Origin of the sequence: Pseudanabaena sp. PCC 7367, from assembly GCF_000317065.1 — a bacterium.
Classification (GTDB): domain Bacteria; phylum Cyanobacteriota; class Cyanobacteriia; order Pseudanabaenales; family Pseudanabaenaceae; genus Thalassoporum; species Thalassoporum mexicanum.
Genome location: NC_019701.1, coordinates 4,084,934 through 4,098,617 on the forward strand (window position 1 = coordinate 4,084,934; position 13,684 = coordinate 4,098,617).

At 45.1% G+C, this 13,684-nt stretch carries 17 protein-coding genes; 5 read left to right on the top strand and 12 right to left on the bottom strand.

Annotated elements, in window-relative coordinates; translation table 11 throughout:
- Window positions 1-215 precede the first annotated feature (215 nt).
- Window positions 216-560: a hypothetical protein gene (locus tag PSE7367_RS16425; protein WP_015166467.1), complete on the bottom strand. Its 345-nt coding sequence runs from the start codon at window positions 558-560 to the stop codon at window positions 216-218.
- Between the two features lie 513 nt (window positions 561-1,073).
- Between PSE7367_RS16425 and PSE7367_RS16430 the strand changes: the two genes are divergently transcribed.
- Window positions 1,074-2,030, top strand: a complete 957-nt coding sequence (locus PSE7367_RS16430; RefSeq protein WP_015166468.1) for a class I SAM-dependent methyltransferase — start codon at window positions 1,074-1,076, stop codon at window positions 2,028-2,030.
- Window positions 2,031-2,047: 17 nt separating this feature from the next.
- Window positions 2,048-2,263, top strand: a complete 216-nt coding sequence (locus tag PSE7367_RS16435) for a hypothetical protein (RefSeq protein WP_015166469.1) — start codon at window positions 2,048-2,050, stop codon at window positions 2,261-2,263.
- On the opposite strand, the gene PSE7367_RS16440 is transcribed toward PSE7367_RS16435, so the two are convergent.
- Genes PSE7367_RS16440 through PSE7367_RS22535 form a run of 3 tightly spaced genes read right to left on the bottom strand, consistent with a single transcriptional unit; the run spans window position 2,260 to window position 3,401 of the window.
- Window positions 2,260-2,664: a hypothetical protein gene (locus PSE7367_RS16440; RefSeq protein WP_015166470.1), complete on the bottom strand. Its 405-nt coding sequence runs from the start codon at window positions 2,662-2,664 to the stop codon at window positions 2,260-2,262. The two genes, PSE7367_RS16435 and PSE7367_RS16440, sit on opposite strands and share 4 nt — an antisense overlap.
- A complete protein-coding gene (locus PSE7367_RS16445) occupies window positions 2,636-3,235 on the bottom strand; it encodes a hypothetical protein (RefSeq protein ID WP_015166471.1) in 600 nt (199 codons plus the stop codon). The genes PSE7367_RS16440 and PSE7367_RS16445 overlap by 29 nt, the downstream gene beginning before the upstream one ends.
- Window positions 3,186-3,401, bottom strand: coding sequence for a hypothetical protein (locus tag PSE7367_RS22535; RefSeq protein WP_015166472.1), 216 nt, complete (start codon window positions 3,399-3,401; stop codon window positions 3,186-3,188). The genes PSE7367_RS16445 and PSE7367_RS22535 overlap by 50 nt, the downstream gene beginning before the upstream one ends.
- 42 nt (window positions 3,402-3,443) lie before the next feature.
- Between PSE7367_RS22535 and PSE7367_RS16450 the strand changes: the two genes are divergently transcribed.
- Window positions 3,444-4,556 (top strand): nuclease-related domain-containing protein, encoded by a 1,113-nt coding sequence (locus PSE7367_RS16450; protein ID WP_041698574.1) that lies wholly within the window; start codon window positions 3,444-3,446, stop codon window positions 4,554-4,556.
- Here the strand turns inward: PSE7367_RS16450 and der are convergent, their stop codons facing one another.
- The 3 genes from der to PSE7367_RS16465 all read right to left on the bottom strand — a co-directional run bounded on the left by der (window position 4,557) and on the right by PSE7367_RS16465 (window position 8,644).
- The gene (gene der, locus PSE7367_RS16455) at window positions 4,557-5,921 is read right to left on the bottom strand and encodes a ribosome biogenesis GTPase Der (RefSeq protein ID WP_015166473.1); all 1,365 of its coding nucleotides are present in this window, start codon (window positions 5,919-5,921) and stop codon (window positions 4,557-4,559) included.
- A gap of 275 nt (window positions 5,922-6,196) precedes the next feature.
- Window positions 6,197-7,171 carry a glutathione synthase gene (gshB, locus tag PSE7367_RS16460; protein WP_015166474.1) on the bottom strand — a complete coding sequence of 325 codons (975 nt, stop codon included), beginning with the start codon at window positions 7,169-7,171 and terminating at the stop codon, window positions 6,197-6,199.
- A gap of 69 nt (window positions 7,172-7,240) precedes the next feature.
- Window positions 7,241-8,644 (bottom strand): sensor histidine kinase, encoded by a 1,404-nt coding sequence (locus tag PSE7367_RS16465; RefSeq protein ID WP_015166475.1) that lies wholly within the window; start codon window positions 8,642-8,644, stop codon window positions 7,241-7,243.
- 786 nt (window positions 8,645-9,430) lie between these two features.
- Between PSE7367_RS16465 and PSE7367_RS16470 the strand changes: the two genes are divergently transcribed.
- Window positions 9,431-9,652, top strand: a complete 222-nt coding sequence (locus PSE7367_RS16470) for a DUF4327 family protein (protein WP_015166476.1) — start codon at window positions 9,431-9,433, stop codon at window positions 9,650-9,652.
- A 190-nt stretch (window positions 9,653-9,842) separates the two neighbouring features.
- On the opposite strand, the gene PSE7367_RS16475 is transcribed toward PSE7367_RS16470, so the two are convergent.
- The 3 genes from PSE7367_RS16475 to PSE7367_RS16485 all read right to left on the bottom strand — a co-directional run bounded on the left by PSE7367_RS16475 (window position 9,843) and on the right by PSE7367_RS16485 (window position 12,015).
- The gene (locus PSE7367_RS16475) at window positions 9,843-10,835 is read right to left on the bottom strand and encodes an SPFH domain-containing protein (protein WP_015166477.1); all 993 of its coding nucleotides are present in this window, start codon (window positions 10,833-10,835) and stop codon (window positions 9,843-9,845) included.
- 128 nt (window positions 10,836-10,963) lie between these two features.
- Window positions 10,964-11,416, bottom strand: a complete 453-nt coding sequence (locus PSE7367_RS16480) for an NfeD family protein (RefSeq protein WP_015166478.1) — start codon at window positions 11,414-11,416, stop codon at window positions 10,964-10,966.
- Between the two features lie 212 nt (window positions 11,417-11,628).
- Window positions 11,629-12,015 carry a tautomerase family protein gene (locus tag PSE7367_RS16485; RefSeq protein WP_015166479.1) on the bottom strand — a complete coding sequence of 129 codons (387 nt, stop codon included), beginning with the start codon at window positions 12,013-12,015 and terminating at the stop codon, window positions 11,629-11,631.
- Between the two features lie 234 nt (window positions 12,016-12,249).
- Here PSE7367_RS16485 and grxC point away from each other — a divergent pair, with 234 nt between their 5' ends.
- Complete coding sequence (gene grxC / locus PSE7367_RS16490) at window positions 12,250-12,561, top strand: glutaredoxin 3 (RefSeq protein WP_015166480.1); 312 nt, start codon at window positions 12,250-12,252, stop codon at window positions 12,559-12,561.
- 211 nt (window positions 12,562-12,772) lie between these two features.
- Here the strand turns inward: grxC and PSE7367_RS16495 are convergent, their stop codons facing one another.
- Both PSE7367_RS16495 and PSE7367_RS16500 read right to left on the bottom strand, forming a co-directional pair.
- On the bottom strand, window positions 12,773-13,207 hold the full coding sequence (locus PSE7367_RS16495) for an Hsp20/alpha crystallin family protein (RefSeq protein WP_015166481.1): 435 nt from the start codon (window positions 13,205-13,207) through the stop codon (window positions 12,773-12,775).
- Window positions 13,200-13,442 carry a hypothetical protein gene (locus tag PSE7367_RS16500; protein WP_015166482.1) on the bottom strand — a complete coding sequence of 81 codons (243 nt, stop codon included), beginning with the start codon at window positions 13,440-13,442 and terminating at the stop codon, window positions 13,200-13,202. Before PSE7367_RS16500 ends, PSE7367_RS16495 begins: the two co-directional genes overlap by 8 nt.
- Window positions 13,443-13,684: the final 242 nt, after the last annotated feature.

Here is a 13,684-nt window from a genome sequence, read left to right on the forward strand (position 1 = left end):
GAATCTAGAAATGTTCAATGCAGCTTGCCAATGCATTAATCATGCATCGATTTTATTTATACGTGTTTCTATTAGGATACCCCATTTAATTTTGAGGTTGACTTAAAAGCAACTGTAATTGTTCCTGGATTTATTCCCAATTCTACAATCCGGCAATTTGATCGCCATCTTTTACCAAGCTATATTCTATATTTAGGATTCACCCCAGTTATAAACTACCTGTAATCATTAAAGCTAGAGTCCAGCGCTTCGATCGGCTCAGGGGATTGGCGCGTGGACACAACCTTAAGGATTTGGGGGATTTGATCTTGATCAACTGGGAATTCTAATTGGGTTTCGCTGGTAGACAAATAACCAGATTCAGCAAACGAGAGCAACATCCGCCGCAATGCTAACCACACCTCCGATTCATATTCCCAATCCCGATCGCGGTAAGCCTGCCCAGCGATCGATCGCATCGCCCAAAAATAATTGTTGCGCACCACTGAGCCCCCCTTCTTGAACTGGGGTACATCCTGGCGATCGATGAAGATGACATCATTTTCAATCAGGGCTTTCACAATTAAAAATAGCTTATAGATAAACGTACAATAAAACTAACTAGTAACGATTCTAAACCACATGTCGTGAAGTGACAAATCCTTTCCTTCATATTCGCTGCAATTTGCTTGATCTTAATGAATTAAGCCAATAACCAAGCTAGATTGATTGAACCTACTGGCGCGATGGTGATTCATTTGCTATTCAATGGCCATTATGCGAAGACAGTAATGAATTTGATCATGCCGCGATCGTAGAAATCATAGCAATTGCAGAATTTGGTTGAGCGCTTTGAACTTTGAATCTTGGCGGTGAGCTACTGGGGAAAATGCTAGAAATATCGATCGCCCTGTTTTCTTGCTTTTAACAATTATTAATAGCGGTGGTACATTTACTCAAAAAGTTGCCATAATAGTTTTTCAGGTTAACCCGCCTTTAAATCACGGCAGCTTTAATCGTTGTCTTGTCTAATTAATTTAATTTCACTCTCTTAAATAAGTTATTAAATCTAATCACCATTTTTCCTACCATCTATGACCACTGCGATTAAGCCCAACAGCAAACCCACGATCGGCCTGGCTTCGAAGTTAGTAAACAGCATCCTGGCGATCGGCCCCCTGGCAAGTCTGGCCAAGCATCAAGCCCGCAAAATGATGATTGAACGGGCAGAGGGTATGGGTGTACCCTGGCGCAAGATCGTCGCCGAACTGCAAGCTGAGGATCTAGATACTGAACTGGTGCAGGTACAAAACTCTAACCTTAAATACCCTAAGTATTACCTCACCTCATTCCATGCCTATGAGTCAGGCAACCTGAGTTGGGAAGCGGCCACAGAGGTAGAAGTAGCGGCCTATGCAGTACATTCGCGGATCTGGAAAGGGGCTAATGCTCAGGGTGATGCCATGCTGCGGCAGAGTTATCACGATGTCTTGAATCAGCAGATCGCAATCCAACCCGATCAAATTCACAATATTTTGGATGTGGGTTGCAGTGTGGGAATGAGTACCTTTGCCCTGGCGCAAGCTTATCCAGAAGCTAAAATTACTGGCCTGGATCTTTCTCCCTATTTCCTGGCGATCGCCAACTACCAAACCCGCCACAAGCACCCAGAATGGCGCGATCGCTTCACCTGGCAACATGCCGCCGCTGAAGCCACTGGCTTAGCCGATAATTCCTTTGACCTGGCTTCGATCTTTTTGGTCTACCATGAATTACCCAAAACGGCAGCAAGGGAGATCCTGAAGGAAATGCATCGAGTGGTGCGCCCCGGAGGCTATCTCACAATCATGGATATGAACCCAAATTCAGAGATCTATGCCAAGATGCCACCCTATATCTTGACTCTGCTAAAAAGCACTGAGCCCTATCTGGATCAATATTTCTCTTTAGATATGGCCCACGAATTCGAGGCGGCAGGGTTTGAAAGACCCACGATCACCTGCAACAGCCCTCGCCACCGCACGATCGTGGCGCGATCGCTAAAGCAATAGGGAAAATTGTGATCGATATGAACGACGAAGAACAAAAGCAAAACTTGCAGGAACTCCGCCAATTTGCTGGCATGATGGGCGGCACCCAGATTTTTACGGAGCATAATTTTTTGAGCCTGATTAGCCCCAAGTACGCGGGGCGATCGATCCGCGATCTCTCGGAGGAGGAGCTTAAGGAGGTTATGGAGTTGGCGGCGCAAATGCCTGTTTTGGATGATGATGACGACGATTAAATTGGCTTGGCAAGATCGCCTACTTTAGGATTTTTAAACTCATTCTCTTTAGGCGAAATAGCAGCGCCAATGCCAGCACCAACAGCACCAACCCAGCCAATAACACCACCAATAGCGCTAGTGTTTGTGAAGTTGTACTTCAACTCATCAAACTCTACTACCGCAGAATTTGATGAAATTTGAGTGACTTTACCTGTACCTTTAGGAATTTCTAAATATCCAAGGGATTCATTTGTATCGGGGTCTCTTATCTCTTCATCTGAGACCGCATAGATTAAAAACCATTGTCCGAGCTTTAAATTATCGTCTACACCTCTGTTTATAACAATCTTTGAACTATCAAGGACTCTCTCGACAGATGCTGGAAATACTTTAGTCGCTTTCATTTCTACGTCGCTCATGGGATAAATCCTTCTTCAAAACCTCTTCCCAACTTCTGATAATCGATCGAGAAATGTTGGGTTTCACTCTAAGCTTTTTCCATTGCTCCCTTCTTTCAATATTTGTCAGTTCACTAACTCTTGAGGAATCGATAGATTCTAATATCTCAACTTGGATTATCTTATTTTGTTGGATATTCACCACAACGCCCAATGCGATCAATCGCTCAAAATCATCATCTTCAACATAATAAATTGAAGCAAAAGAATCGAAAGAAAATAGAACTGAAGAAGATAATAATAGTATAGTGTAAGTCTCTTCTTCAGAGCTTAAGGCCTTTAGTTGTTTTACTAGCTTAACTTTTGGTAGATTTTGGTTACTAGCTGCAAATACAACTTGTGCAGCATAAAAAAGAGTTGCGATCGCAATAAAACAAACGCTACCTAAAATAACTACTACTGGCAATGAGATGGTTGCATTAGGGGGAAATCGCCAAAGTAATACTGCAAGCACCACACCCAAAATACCTACAACTAGACCATTAACAGCTAAAAAGCTTTCCCATATCAAGCCCCAAAAACTCTTTTTCATCTAGTATATCTACTGCTTGCAAACTAATTATTTTTGTTTCTGAACCCAAATATATCATAAGCAGCAGTTTATAGCTCATATAAATATGTAATTTAATCAAATGATTTATATCTTTTTTGTTTGATGGCTTGAGTAAAATGCCACTGGTGATATAAAGGCGATCCATGTATAGTATGACTCTAGCGATCGCGGCCGAGGTTTATCTAGCGTGCAAGTCTTCACCACCAGGGATCTGGAACCCTTTGAGCAAGAGGTGGCCAGACATCTAGCCAGTTTGGATAACGAAGGGTATGTGCTGATTGGGTTCAGCTTTTATAACTATGGCCCTGTGGCGATCAATGGCCTGCTGATTTCCGACGATGGTGTGGTGTGTGGCCTGGAGATCGCTGAGCAGGTGGGCACCTGGACGGGGAGTTTAAATAATGCCTGGCAAGCCAACGGGCGCGAAATTAAATGCACGATCGCCAACAACCCGCTTCAGCAAGTGCGGCAATATGCCTTGATTGTGCGCGACCTATTGCGATCGAAAATGAATCGCTATGTGCCTGTGTCTGGTTTGATTGTGGTGCCGACCGAGGCAGATATTAGCGTGGCGGGGGTAGCGATCGATCGTTGCGATCGGAGTAATCCGATTGGGGTGGTACATCTACCGCGATTGAGTAGTATCATCGATGAAATTAGAGCCGCATTCACCCAGCCCTATGAAGTGGGCAAAGCGGAGCGATTGCTCTATGCCCTGACCGACTTAAATGAAGATGCCCTCTATGAAGGCAGCACCAGGTTAGCTAATGCGGTAATCAAGGTGCGCAAAGACATTCAGGGACAGGTAAGCGAGAATAAAGGCCTCACCGATCAGATCCTGTCGGAGCTAATTAGCCTGCGTGAGACGATCGCCCGGATCGAAGCAGAGAATCGCCGCCTTAACGATCGCCTGGCCGAAGAGATGATTGCCTTCAAGACCGAAGCCCAGGAATGGCAAAAGAACTTCACCAGTCAGATCGCCAGCGATTTTGTCGATTTTCAGGGTGAGCTAAAAGAGCAAAACGATTATCTCATCAAGCAGCTCTCGGCAGGGCTAGCGGCGTTCAAGAATGAGATGGGTGAAAAGAATAATCAACTTGATGGCAGTGTGCGCACTCTCACCAATGACCTGCGCGGTGAGGTGGGGGTATTGATCGCCAGGGTCGATCGCCAAACCGAAGAACTGCGCCAGATCAAGGCATTTATGACCCGACCTAAGTGGTGGCAAAGGCTATTTCGTTGGCTGTTTGCGCCGCTTTTAGTGAAGAAACCAACCAAGAAAATTAAGCCTACACCTTAGCTACACTTTAGTGGCTCGATTGAGACTACGCTCAACTTCCCGCTGATTCTTGCCACGCCAGATTAGTCTTAGTGGTGTGCCCGTAAAGCCCAGTGATTCGCGGAATTGTCTTTCAATGTAGCGGCGATAGTTATCATTAAATCGCTTTGGATCATTCACAAACAAAACGATCGTGGGTGGTTGGCTGCTTACCTGCGTGCCATAATAAATGCGCCCCTGCTTACCCTGGCGACTGGTGGGAGGGGAATGCCAAGCCACTGCATCTTCTATGATCTCGTTGATCACAGAGGTGGTTACCCGACGCACATGTTGTTCGGCGGCAATATCAACCTGATCGAGAATCTTCGCTACCCGCTGCCCGGTCAAAGCACTCACAAAAATTAAGGGCGCGTAATCGAGGAAATAGAGTTGCGATCGCACCTTCTCGGTATATTCATAAATGGTGTAAGAGTCTTTATCTTCAACCGCATCCCATTTGTTCACCACAATAATGCAGCCGCGACCTTCTTCAACGGCGCGATGGGCTAGCTTTTGATCCTGATCGGTGACTCCTTCCAATGCATCGATCACCATCAACACCACATCAGATCGATTGATTGCCTTGAAGGCTCGATTGATCCCAAAGAATTCTGGGCCATAGTTAACGCTGCGCTTGCGGCGAATACCGGCAGTGTCGATCAAGCGATACTTACGATCGCCACGAATCACCTGGGTATCGATCGCATCCCTGGTTGTACCAGCGATCGGGCTGACAATGCTGCGCTGCTCCCCTAAGAACGCATTGAGCAAGCTGGACTTGCCCACATTGGGTCTGCCAATAATTGCGATTTTAATTTCGTCTTCCGCCTCAGTAACTGTCTCTGGGGCTGGCAGATGTTGAACTAAGATATCTAATAACTCACCAGTGCCATTGCCATGAATCCCAGAAATAGGGAATGGCTCACCAATACCCAATTCCCAGAATTCAGCAGCCTGGGATAGCCCCAAATCAGGGGATTCGCATTTATTCACCGCCACCAGAATCGGAATATTTTGTTGGCGCAACCAATCGGCAATCTGTTCATCGGCAGCGGTCAGTCCATCCTGGCCATCTACCATAAAAATCACGGCCTGGGATTGGGAGATTGCCAGAAGTGCCTGTTGCCGAATCAGTGGCAAAAATTCGGTGTTGTCCTCAAATACCAAACCACCTGTATCTACCACATTAAACTCATGGTCTCGCCAGAAGGCGCGGCGATAGGTGCGATCGCGGGTAACCCCAGGTTGATCGTAGACGATCGCGTCCTGTTGACCAGCCAATCGATTGACGAAGGCAGATTTACCCACGTTGGGGCGACCGACTATGGCGACGATGGGCAGTGGCATGGCGTTTATGGCTGGGAATTAGGTGGAAATCGCTACGGAAATCTTTGCGGTGCGGTTAAGTTACTAGATATCTATAGATGTAGAAACTTGAAATCTCTAGCAAGTACGTGGCAAATGCGACAGAGGCATTTTTAAACTAAACCATATCTAGCATTTCTTGAAAAGATACGCTAAGTAGCTCATTACTATAGCATTAATAAGCTCATTAATTCTAGCCTTGAGCAAATTTATTTGCGGAATTACTGGGTTTAATCACTATTTCGGTTGTTCTTGTCCTACTGCTGTTTTAGATAATTCTCTAACCAATACATTACCTTCTCGCCCAATCGCACCCCATCCAGGCGATCGATCTCCCTGATCCCGGTTGGACTGGTAACATTAATTTCCGTGAGATAGCCACCAATTACATCGATCCCCACAAACAGCAATCCATCTCGACGTAATACGGGGGCTAACTTAGCGCAAATCTCTTTCTCTCGATCGGTAATCTCAGATTTCGCTACACTGCCCCCAGCCGCCATATTGCCGCGAATTTCATCACTGGCCGGAATCCGATTCACTGCGCCGATCGGTTTGCCATCCAAAAGAATAATCCGCTTATCGCCCAGCGCTGCCTCAGGAATAAAAGTTTGAGCCATAATTGGATCTTTGCCAAACTTGGTACTGATCTCGATCATAGAATTCAAATTGCGATCGCCAGCCTTGGCAAATAAAATCCCTTCGCCTCCCTTGCCATCGATCGGCTTTAGAATTGCTTCCCCTTTGGTTATCACAAAATCGCGCAATACCTGCTTACTACTGGAAACAATTGTTTCGGGCATAAATTCTGCAAACTGCAAGGCATACAGCTTTTCATTGGCAGTGCGAATGCCGTGGGGCGAGTTGATTACCACTGTGCGATCGCGGTCAACATAGTCCAGCATATAGGTGGCATAGATATAATGCATCGTCACCGGCGGATCGGGGCGAATCCACACCGCATCCATGTCGGTCAGGGCTTCAAACTTACCAGCTTGTAACTCATACCAAGGGTTTGCGGCCTGCCATTTACCATGATCACCTAGTGTTACGGCCGCAACATTGACTGGCTCTAGCATTGCCCAGGCTTGGCTATTAATAATGCTAAGGGATTCGGGGCTAGCAATCCAGACCTGATGCCCTAATTTACAGGCGGCTTCCATCAAGGCAACGCTAGTGTCGTGGGTGGGGTCAAGCTTAGCGATCGGATCGATAATAAAGGCGAGTTTCATGCTTGCTCTCTAACAACTGGAACAACTGGTTAATCCCCTTGATTCTAGAATGATTCTGCGCCAGCGTAATTAAATGCCCTTCACCAGTGGCAGAATTACCGTGAAAGTTGTGCCCTCCCCTACAGTGCTTTTAGCTTTGATCTGTCCCTGGTGATGCTCCACAATCGCTTTAGCGATCGCCAAGCCCAGCCCAGAGCCGTCCTTTGATTGGGGTTGATGGCGATAAAAACGCTCAAAAATATGGGGTAATTCCGTCTCTGGAATGCCGATGCCAGTATCTTGAATCTTAATTTTTGCTTGCCCGCCATTAGCCATTTTCAGAGAGACAGCAATTGAGCCACCTGGGTTGGTATAAGTAATCGCATTGCTTAATAGGTTAGTAAACAATCGCATCAACCGATCGCGGTCACCAAACATACTTACAGGATTTTTGGAAGCTGCTCTAACCAAGGTCAAGTCTTTGTCAGTCTTAGCATTGGTAGATTCTTTGGTTTCATTAATCTCATTTAACTGACTGCGATCGCTAACAGTATGCGTACCATTTGGGGTTTGACTGCCAGATATGTCAGATATATCAAATAGTCCATCAATATTAGCAATATTAGCCTGAATCGATATATTTTTAGTGATGGCGATCGGCTGCTGTTCTTCGATCACATCCGCCAGGATTTGACTGAGATCGCATACCTGATCAGGCTTGGGTACGATCGCCCCATCATAGCGGGCTAAAAACAATAAATCTTCCAATAATCTACCCAGGCGACGGGTCAACCGTTCGATTACTTGCAATTGTTGGCGCTGGTTATCCCAGTTGGGCACTGGATCAGCCAGGGCAACCTGGGCATTGGTTTGAATCACTGCCACTGGATTTCGTAGTTCGTGGGAAGCATCGGCGGTAAATTGCTTGAGGCGTTGATAGGAATTGCGCACCGGTTCGATCGCAATCCCCGATAGCCACCAGCCACATAATGCCACCAGCGAAATCGTAATACTAATGCCGATCGTCAGGTCGGTTAATAATTGATTGATTGGCTTGGTAAATTCAAACCAGGGATGACTCACCCGCAAATAGCCAACTAGCCGATGGTCAACTTCCACTGGCTCGGTGATCTGCCGTACTGGCTCTTGGTTAGGCAAATAGACCGTATCATAACTGCGGCTGTGTTTGAGCGGCAGCAGCTCTACCCTGGGCATCGTAGTCCACAACAGTTCGCCATCGGCACTAAACCATTCCAAATCAATCCGATCTTCTTCCAGGTTGGCTTCCAGGTCATCATTAATAAAACTGTTAATATCACTGGACTTGGTGAACGATCGCTCCAATACCTCCACCACATGATTCAAGGTGTCATCAATTCGATCGATTAGGGTCAAGCGCACATAACCATAGAAACCACTGGCAAACAACAGCAACAACACGGCAGTAACCATGGTGTACCAGATTGCTAAACGTCTGCGGGTCGCCTGAAACATAGTGAAACACAATATGAATAGAGATACGAATAGAGATATAAAAGCAAAAATGCGATCGATTCCTTGCAAATAACCCAGAAAAATAGCCTGGATCGGAAAATTTTGAATTAAATGCTTGCAAATACTTAAGCAGGGGTGTATTATTGCAGCCTAGAAATGCTTCTAGCAGTTTAACTCAATCCTATGATTGACATCACGTTTTGCAAAAATTAGATCAATCCCAGATTACGTGAACATTGAAAGCTAATTTGGGATCAGCACCTGTAATTAAAGCTTAAGTACAAAGTATGAGCCTATTACTGGCTAAGTGCTAATTAAGTACCAATAAAGTGCTGGTTAATAATGAGATTGCCTGACTGTGATTAAGTCGGCAAGGGTGAATCATAATTTAAAGCCCAATCACAAATTAATCGTGCCTTAGCTCGTATTTTTAGGAATAAAGCGAAAATCCAGGGTGAACTGGTCAACATAGAAGATTCAACAGTATTGGCAAGGTATCTGTTTGTATATCCTCACATTTCGCATCTTTAAAGTCAGCAAATCGAACTGATTTAATTAAAGCCGATCGGGATTTTAATCTAGATCTGGTTTGATTCAGCCTAACTAAATAGAACTAAACAGAAAGTCAATTCAATTTGCCCAAAGGTCACTGGGCGATTCTGAAAACAGATCAAACGAGTTAGCTGCCTGAGCAGAGGTGGTTTGGCATGACAAAAATGATCTGCCGAGCCCCAAAAGTAATCAATCTGCAGTCAAAATATTAAGCCAGAATTTAGTCGCGGAAATATGAATAATACGCAAGTTATTCACCCAATGGTGAAGTTTCAGCAGCAAGTAAAATCCCTAACCGATAAAAAATTAGTAAATGGTACCGATCGCCTCTGGCAGGTTTCCCTGGTCTTTGGTAATGATTGGCAACATTGGAAAAATGAACTGATCGATTTTGGCTTCACAATGCAAGATCCGATCGCTGCCCTATTGGAAGTTGAGGCATGGGACGACGAATAATGACGCATAGGCCAGGTTGAGTTATATGGTGTTTGCATGATTTCAATACTCACATAGCTAACCATCTAAACCTAAATAAAATGACCCAGCGAAGTCAGCCGGGTCTTATTTTTTATTTTTTTATTTAACCTACCTAATAATCAATAGGGAAATAGATCAGGCAGTCCCATTGAATCTACTAACCCATGACCTACTGCGACCAATCGGTATTTGGCAGTTGGGTAGTTGGCACGATGCCATCCTGGTTATCACTAATAATTGATTTCATCCCCTCGATCGTGCCGGGTACACTGCGCGGGTCCATAAACATCACCTTCGAGCTACCACTACTGCCGATCGTGGCTCCCATATCAATATAATTTTGTGCCAACAGAAATTGCAGCGCCGCCCCTGACTTGGGGTCTTGATTCAAACCATGCTGAATCAACTGCATTGCTTTGACCGTACCTTGCGATCGCAATACCTGTTCCTGTTGCTGAGCTTCTGCTTGCAAAATCCTAGCTTGGCGTTGACCTTCCGCTTGTAAAATTGCTGCTTTCTTAGATGCGTCAGCCGCCAGCAACTGGGCATCAGCCTGCCCCCTAGCGCGATTAATCGCTGAATCTCGATCGGCTTCAGAGGTAAGGATCGCGGCTCTCTTTTTCCGCTCCGCACTCATTTGCAGTTCCATCGAATCCTGCACTTCCTTGGTGGGCAAAATATCGCGCAGTTCCACCCGCGTCACCTTCACCCCCCAGGGATCGGTAGACTTATCGAGATCATGCAGCAAAGATGTGTTGATTTCGTCTCTAGCTGTAAAAGTTTGATCTAGTTCTAGATTGCCAATTTCGGAGCGCAGTTGAGTTAGTACCAGGTTAGTGATCGCCAACCTCAAATCAGAAATTTTGTAATAGGACTTTTCCATGTCAAAAATGCGCCAGTAAACCACGGCATCGGCGGTTACCCCAACGTTATCGCGGGTGATGCACTTTTGAGGCGGCACATCGAGAACTTGCTCCCGCACAGAACCTTTGAAAGCAATAGTATCAACGATCGGTGTGATGAAGTGGGGGCCTGCTCCTAGTTTGCGTTTATATTTACCAAAGGTTGCCACCAAGGCTTCTTCACCTTGATTGACAATCTTAAATGAATTAGCAAATACGAAAACCGCGATAAATACACCGCCACCAATAAAAGGAAACATTATTTCTTACCTCGATTAACTCTTGATGAATGATTTAAAACTCTAAATAATTAGATAATTGAATAATTTGCAAGCTGCAACTCTGCACAACTACATCTCTTGCTAATTAATACCCCGATCGCGCAACTTTACTCCACTCCCCCTCGCTCCAACACCCATTGTTCCGGCACTACAATCAGCGTATTTCCCTGCCGACGCACCACGATTACATTATGGTTAGGGGGGATCGCCGTTTGTACATCTTCACACCGCGCCTGCCAGGATACCCCTTCATATTCAACGCGGCCACATTGACCAGGGGCAATTTCAGTCAGGGTAACCGCTTCGGTGGCATCCTTAAGTGCGGCCGAGTCCTTGGGGATAAACCGCCGGGAATACCAGATTCCACCCGCCGACAGGATCACCCAGGTCAGCACTTGCAGCCAGACCAGGCCAGGAACAAACCAGGCCAGCAAACTTACCGCAATGGCACAAAAACCCAAAGCTTCTGCCACCATAAAACTAGGCACAGGCACCATAAACTCAACTACGAGCAAACCCATGCCGATTAAAAGCCAAATCGTAACTGGCTCAAAGACCATGTTGTTAAGTAAAAAACAGTCAGAGACTACATTGATATTAAAGAAATATAAGGCTAACTGTGAAATAGCCTTAATACTATGATTTTAAATCCAAGCCTCCGCAAAGCCAGTTTTTAACCGAAATTCTTAATAGCTTGCTGCCTTAATTTATCAATGGGCTGATTACTACAAGGTCAGTTCAATATATTTTCAACTCAAAGCCGATCGCCAACTCACATTTCAACCTGATAGCTAAGCTGATGTTCATCCCCAGGCAGCCCCCTAAATCCCCAATGGTGTTTGGGCTGCTCAAAAATTGTGATCTCTAGATCCTGCTCAGAAATACCCAACCGCTGCACCCGTTCAAACAGCAATCGCAGCAATCGCTTTTTAGTCTCGGTGCTACGCCCAGTAAACATAACAAATTCAATAATCGTATAGCGATCGGTACGGCCAGCGGGATAGAAGAAATCCTCTCGATCGAACAAAAAGAACCGTTGCATCCGTTTGTCTTTGGGATAGGCCAGCGCATCAACCACGCAGGCATGAACCACCTCTGAAAGTTCTTGTCGAATTGGTGCTAGCTGCGATCGTAGGCCAAAAATCTTGGTTTGTACCATCTGCTTAGATCCTGTAACAATTTAAATGCTGCGTTAAATAATCTATCTGGCTCCAACCATACCCAAGGTATTGAAATTATTGCCAGAAGTGAGCTAAAGACTTACTAAAGATCCAGCATATTACCAGCATATTAAAATATGGGTAGTGGTATGTAAGCAGGGGAAGTAATGTTTAAAAAATCAAAGTTCGCAAAATCAAAGCATCAAAGCTAGTCAAAAGAGAGGAATAAAGCCATGATGAATCTAATTAACCAACTGCTGAACCGCACCCCAGGCAAATACCAAGCCAAGGTTGAGATCTATACCTGGCAAACCTGCCCCTTTTGCATCAGGGCAAAATGGTTATTGTGGCGCAAAGGGGTTGATTATGTGGAATATAAGATCGATGGCGATCAGACCGCCCGAACCAAGATGGCCGATCGCGCTAAGGGTAGACGCTCTGTGCCGCAAATTTTTATTAATGACCAGCATGTGGGCGGCTTTGACGACCTCAACAGCCTGCATCAGCAAGATAGTCTCGATCGATTGCTGGTTCCTGCAACTTAGCGCAACTGCTAGCAATCTTTTTAGTAGGAATTGCGATCGCTTCGCAACAAATATTGCTTCTCAATATCAGCTTGGGCTAGTTCTTATTTATTACTAGTGCAAAAAAATCCCCGCTCTTATGACGATCATCAAAAGGAGCAAGGGATATGTTCTTTCTTTTAAGTTTTTGACTAGAGTTTAGTTACTTTCTATCTGGACAATCCTTTCAAAACTATGCCGCCCAGGTCTTTTCTGCTTCTGTGGTCGGTTCGGCTGGGGCAGAATTTTCCGTTAGATTTACTTCGGGTTCCTTTTGATCAGCAAGAGCTGGTTGCTCTACCGGCTGGCGATCTTGCCCCAAAGATAGTCGATAGGGCTGGTTTACTTTTTCCACCAACTTAGGCAAAGTCAAGCTAAGCTTACCGTTACTAAAATCTGCTTTAGCTTCACTATTTACCACCGCCACAGGAAGCTTAATCGTGCGGCTGAACCTACCATAACGGAACTCCGACCAGACCTTCTTATCCTTATCCTGGGCTGGAGCAGGGCGATCGCCACTGACAGTAACAGCTTCTTTGGTAATTTGAATATCAATATTTTCGGCAGCCACACCAGGCAGGAAAAAGTTTAATTCCACCTGATCCGCTGCATTAACTAATTCAACCACTGGCCGCCAGGTAATTGGGGCTTGTATTTACTGCTGGTTTACTTTCAGTACGCTCGTTATTTACTACTTGATTCACGTTATTCTTTTGCTTGGTTCTTTGGCTATTTAATCTTTGGCTATTTAAGTTAGCATCTCGCAATGCCCATTCAAGCTGGCGTTGCAAGCGATCGAATTCCCGATCGAGAGTGCTAAATGAATTATGTTGAGAATATAGGGGTTGCCAACGAATCACCATATGTTTTAGTTCCTTTATTTAGTTCCTTTGTGAAGACTGCGAAGAATTAAATTACTTAGAGATTGCTACGCCTACGAAGATCTGTACTAAACACTTACCGATCGAGCTGATTAACCTAGTTCCACTCACTGGCTTTACTGGGGGAATGACTCAAGGCGATTGCGAACTGAATTACTGAACTTATAACACGAGAATGAATCAGCAACTATCCTTAATTAAGATGCTCTAGATCAGCATTTCCA